The organism is Streptomyces sp. MK37H (assembly GCF_018035285.1).
Classification (GTDB): Bacteria; Actinomycetota; Actinomycetes; order Streptomycetales; family Streptomycetaceae; genus Streptomyces; species Streptomyces endocoffeicus.
Genome location: NZ_JAAAYH010000629.1, coordinates 1 through 3,829, shown reverse-complemented (window position 1 = coordinate 3,829; position 3,829 = coordinate 1). Strand labels below are relative to the sequence as shown.

The window sequence follows — 3,829 nt, the reverse complement described above, 5'->3', positions numbered from 1 at the left end:
TTGGGGCATTGCGTTACGGGCCGCCCTCCGGCATGCTCCGGGGAACGCTTCGGGCGCTCCGCTCCCGTGGCGGCCTCTGGGCACGTGGTGAATGCCGCCGTACCCTTGGGGGTAAGGGCTTGGAAAGATGAATCCCGGACGGATTTCGACTCCTCGAGACCGCCCCCGAGCTCCAGCGGAGCTCAAGTCCCCCGACAGCCCTCTACCTGAGCCCCCGCCGATCCCTCCGCACGAGGACATCCTTCGCCGAGACACCGATGGCCGGTCACGAAATCCCCGAACCCGCGGACCGCAAGCGGGTCGCCGATCACATGGCGCACCCCGAAGCGGCGGAAGAAACACGTCATTCCTGCGATCCAGCGTTCCAGCACGGTGTTGTGGTGGGATTCGACGGCTCCATGTCGAGCGAGCGCGCCCTCGCCTATGCGATCGGCATGGCCCGGCGCTCCGGCTCCGGGCTGATCATCGTCCATGTGGCCAACCGGCTGCCGACGACGGTCTGGGCGGGCTGTGAGCCGCCGGTCTTCGTCGACGTCCCCGATCACCGCACCGAGGTGCTGGGGCTCGAGCTGGCCTGCGCCGATCATCTCTCCGAGGTGCCCTGGATCCTCGTCGAGCGGGGCGGGGACATCTGCCATGAGCTGGAGGAGGTCGGCCGGGAGTACGCGGCCGACGCCATCGTGGTGGGCTCCACGCACGGGCTGGTGGGGCGGATCTTCGGCTCGGTCGCGGGGCGGCTCGCACGTCGGGCGCAGCGGCCCGTCGTCGTCATCCCCTGATCCGTCCGCCCGTCGTCATCCCCCGAGCGTCGCCCATCGGCATCCCCTGAGCGTCCCCATCGGCGTCCTCTGAGCATCCCCTGAGCGCCCTCGGTCCCCTCTCTCGCGGGCCCGTCGTGCCCGTCCTTGCGGGCCCTCCTGGCTGCATCCCGGGGCCTTTTGGCCCTTCTGGGTTCGCTTGAGTTCCTGAGACTCTGGACGCACCGTGCCCGGCGCGCCTCCTCGTCAAGTGACGTTGTTCAGTCCAAAACCTCTGCCGTCGGCACGACTTGGCGCGGGCGCCTGGAACCGGACACCCTCAACTCCCCTTGACCGCAGGTGAGATGGCGTCAAGTCCATCTTGACAACGGACGAACCTACCCGTGCGTAGAGGTGGATTGTGCGTTTGTGAGGGGTACAAACCGTTCGATCGTGCTGTCGCGCGGGAAGTGACGGTTCCCGCGCGACGGCCAGCCGCCGGCGTATGAGAGGCGACGTCGGCGAAGGGGAGGCGGCCCCCGCGTGCGTGGTGGCACACGCGGGGGACCGCCGAAGGATCCGCCGGGGTCGCGGGCGGTGCGGGTCTACTCGACCGTCACCGATTTGGCGAGGTTGCGGGGCTTGTCGATGTCCCGGCCGAGCGCCAGCGCCGTGTGGTAGGCGAGCAGTTGGAGCGGAATGCCCATCAGGATCGGGTCGAGCTCCACCTCATTGCGGGGGACCACGATCGTGTGGTCCGCCTTCTCCTGCTCCCGGTGGGCCACGGCAAGGATCCGGCCGCTGCGGGCCTTGATCTCCTCCAGCGTCGCCCGGTTCTTCTCCAGCAGGTCGTCGTCGGGCAGCACGGCCACGGTGGGCACCTCGGGCTCGATCAGCGCGAGCGGCCCGTGCTTGAGTTCGGAGGCCGGGTACGCCTCGGCGTGGACGTAGGAGACCTCCTTCAGCTTCAGGGACGCCTCGCGCGCCACCGGGTAGCCGCGGACCCGTCCCACGAACATCATGCTCTTTGCGTTCGCATATTCCGCGGCGAGCTTTTTGATCTCCTCCTCGCCGCGCAGCACCTCGGCGATCTGCTCGGGGAGCTTGCGCAGCCCGGCGATGATCCGCTTGCCGTCGGCGACCGAGAGATCGCGGATCCGGCCCAGGTGCAGGGCGAGCAGCGCGAAGGCGACGGCGGTGTTGGTGAAGCACTTGGTGGAGACGACACACACCTCCGGCCCGGCGTGGACGTACACCCCGCCGTCCGTCTCCCGGGCGATCGCGCTGCCCACGACATTGACGACGCCCAGCACCCGCGCGCCCTTGCGCTTGAGCTCCTGGACGGCCGCCAGGGTGTCGTAGGTCTCGCCGGACTGGCTGACCGCGATGTAGAGGGTGTCCGGGTCCACCACCGGGTTGCGGTAGCGGAACTCGCTCGCGGGCTCCGCGTCCGCCGGGATCCGGGCCAGCTCCTCGATCAGCTGGGCGCCGATCAGGCCCGTGTGGTACGCCGAACCACAGCCGAGGATCTTGACCCGGCGCACCCCGCGCGCCTCGCGGGCGTCCAGGTTGAGCCCGCCCAGGTGGACGGTGGAGAAGCGGTCGTCGATCCGGCCGCGCAGCACCCGGTCCACGGCGTCGACCTGCTCGTGGATCTCCTTGTGCATATAGGTGTCGTGGCCGCCCATGTCGTACGACTCGGCCTCCCACTCCACGGTGGTGGGGGAGGTGGAGGTGCGGCTGCCCTCGGTGGTGTAGGTGCGGTAGTCGTCGGCCTTGAGGGTGGCCATCTCGCCGTCGTCCAGGGTGACCACCTGGCGGGTGTGGCTGACCAGCGCGGCGACGTCCGAGGCGACGAACATCTCCTTCTCGCCGATGCCCAGCACCACCGGCGAGCCGTTGCGGGCGACGACGATGCGGTCGGGGAAGTCCGCGTGCAGCACGGCGATGCCGTAGGTGCCCTCGACCATCGCCAGCGCGTGGCGGACCTTCTCCTCCAGGGTGGGCGCCTGGGAGCGGCCGATGAGGTGGGCGAGCGCCTCGGAGTCGGTGTCGGAGACCAGCTCCACGCCGTCGGCGGCCAGCTTGGCGCGCAGATCGGCGGCGTTGTCGATGATGCCGTTGTGGACGATGGCGACCTTGCCGTCCGCGTCCAGATGCGGGTGGGCGTTGATGTCGTTGGGCGCGCCATGGGTGGCCCAGCGGGTGTGGGCGATGCCGGTGGTGCCCGCGAACCGCTTGGGCAGCTTGGCCTCGAGGTCGCGGACCCGCCCCTTGGCCTTGGCGGTCTTCAGCCCGGCGCTCTGGGCGCCTTTGGCGGGCTTGCCCTGGATCGCTAGCCCCGCGGAGTCATAGCCGCGGTACTCCAGTCGCTGCAGCCCCTCCAGCAGCAGCGGTGCCACATCGCGTTTCCCGATGTATCCGACGATTCCGCACATGGTGTTCAGGCCCTCCCATTGGATCGCTCGTGCATGCTCGTGCTCGTGTCCGGCGGTGGCGGCCGCCGTCGTGGACCGGCGTCGTACCGGCGTGGTCAGCCGTAGACGATGCGGCGCAGCTGGCGCAGCGAGAGTTCGGGCGGGGCCACCGCGCGGTACGGCAGCTCGGCCGTGATCCGCTCGAAGATGTCCGCGTTGGTCAGCCCGCCGGACTGGAGCTCGCGGTGGCGGCGCCGGACGAACTCCTCCGTCGTCTCGTCGAAGTACGCCAGGACGTCCAGCACCACCCGGCCCGCCTCGCCGCGGCTGAGCGGCGTACTGCGGACCAGGTGGTCGATAAGGTCATCGTGGGACATACGGCGGTCGAGCATCCGTAGATACTGCGATGCGGCGCGGTGTTTCGCAACATTCCTGCCCGATATCGGGCAGGGTTGGGCCTCGGTGACGGAAAATCCGGCCCTCGGTGGCGGGGAAACCGTCCCTCAGGCGTGGGGAAGCCGTCCCTCCGTCGCGGGGGAAGCCGTCCCTCGGTCGCGGGGAAACCGTCCCTCAGGCGTCGGAGAAGCGGCGGAGCACGGCCTGTTTGGCGGTGGTGAACTCCTCCTCGGTGAGGATCCCGCTCTGGTGAAGATCGCCGAGTTCGCGCAGCCGTCG

Annotated in this window: 4 protein-coding genes; 1 reads left to right on the top strand and 3 read right to left on the bottom strand. The window is 69.5% G+C overall.

Annotation, left to right across the window (positions count from 1 at the left end; genetic code table 11):
- Positions 1-257 precede the first annotated feature (257 nt).
- On the top strand, positions 258-779 hold the full coding sequence (locus tag GWI24_RS41820) for a universal stress protein (RefSeq protein WP_020871124.1): 522 nt from the start codon (positions 258-260) through the stop codon (positions 777-779).
- A 563-nt stretch (positions 780-1,342) separates the two neighbouring features.
- Here the strand turns inward: GWI24_RS41820 and glmS are convergent.
- From glmS to GWI24_RS41805, 3 genes are all read right to left on the bottom strand, one after another.
- Positions 1,343-3,175, bottom strand: a complete 1,833-nt coding sequence (gene glmS, locus GWI24_RS41815; protein WP_210951242.1) for a glutamine--fructose-6-phosphate transaminase (isomerizing) — start codon at positions 3,173-3,175, stop codon at positions 1,343-1,345.
- A 95-nt stretch (positions 3,176-3,270) separates the two neighbouring features.
- Entirely contained in the window at positions 3,271-3,546 is a 276-nt protein-coding gene (locus GWI24_RS41810; RefSeq protein ID WP_037953108.1) for a hypothetical protein, read from the bottom strand.
- Between the two features lie 178 nt (positions 3,547-3,724).
- A partial coding sequence (locus GWI24_RS41805) for an SHOCT domain-containing protein (RefSeq protein ID WP_210951243.1) occupies positions 3,725-3,829 on the bottom strand: 105 nt, incomplete at its 5' end.

Bases quoted from the DNA above. Each gene is read 5' to 3' on its own strand.
- GWI24_RS41810 (WP_037953108.1), bottom strand. From the start codon at position 3,546: ATGCTCGACCGCCGTATGTCCCACGATGACCTTATCGACCACCTGGTC.
- glmS (WP_210951242.1), bottom strand. From the start codon at position 3,175: ATGTGCGGAATCGTCGGATACATCGGGAAACGCGATGTGGCACCGCTG.
- GWI24_RS41820 (WP_020871124.1), top strand. From the start codon at position 258: ATGGCCGGTCACGAAATCCCCGAACCCGCGGACCGCAAGCGGGTCGCC.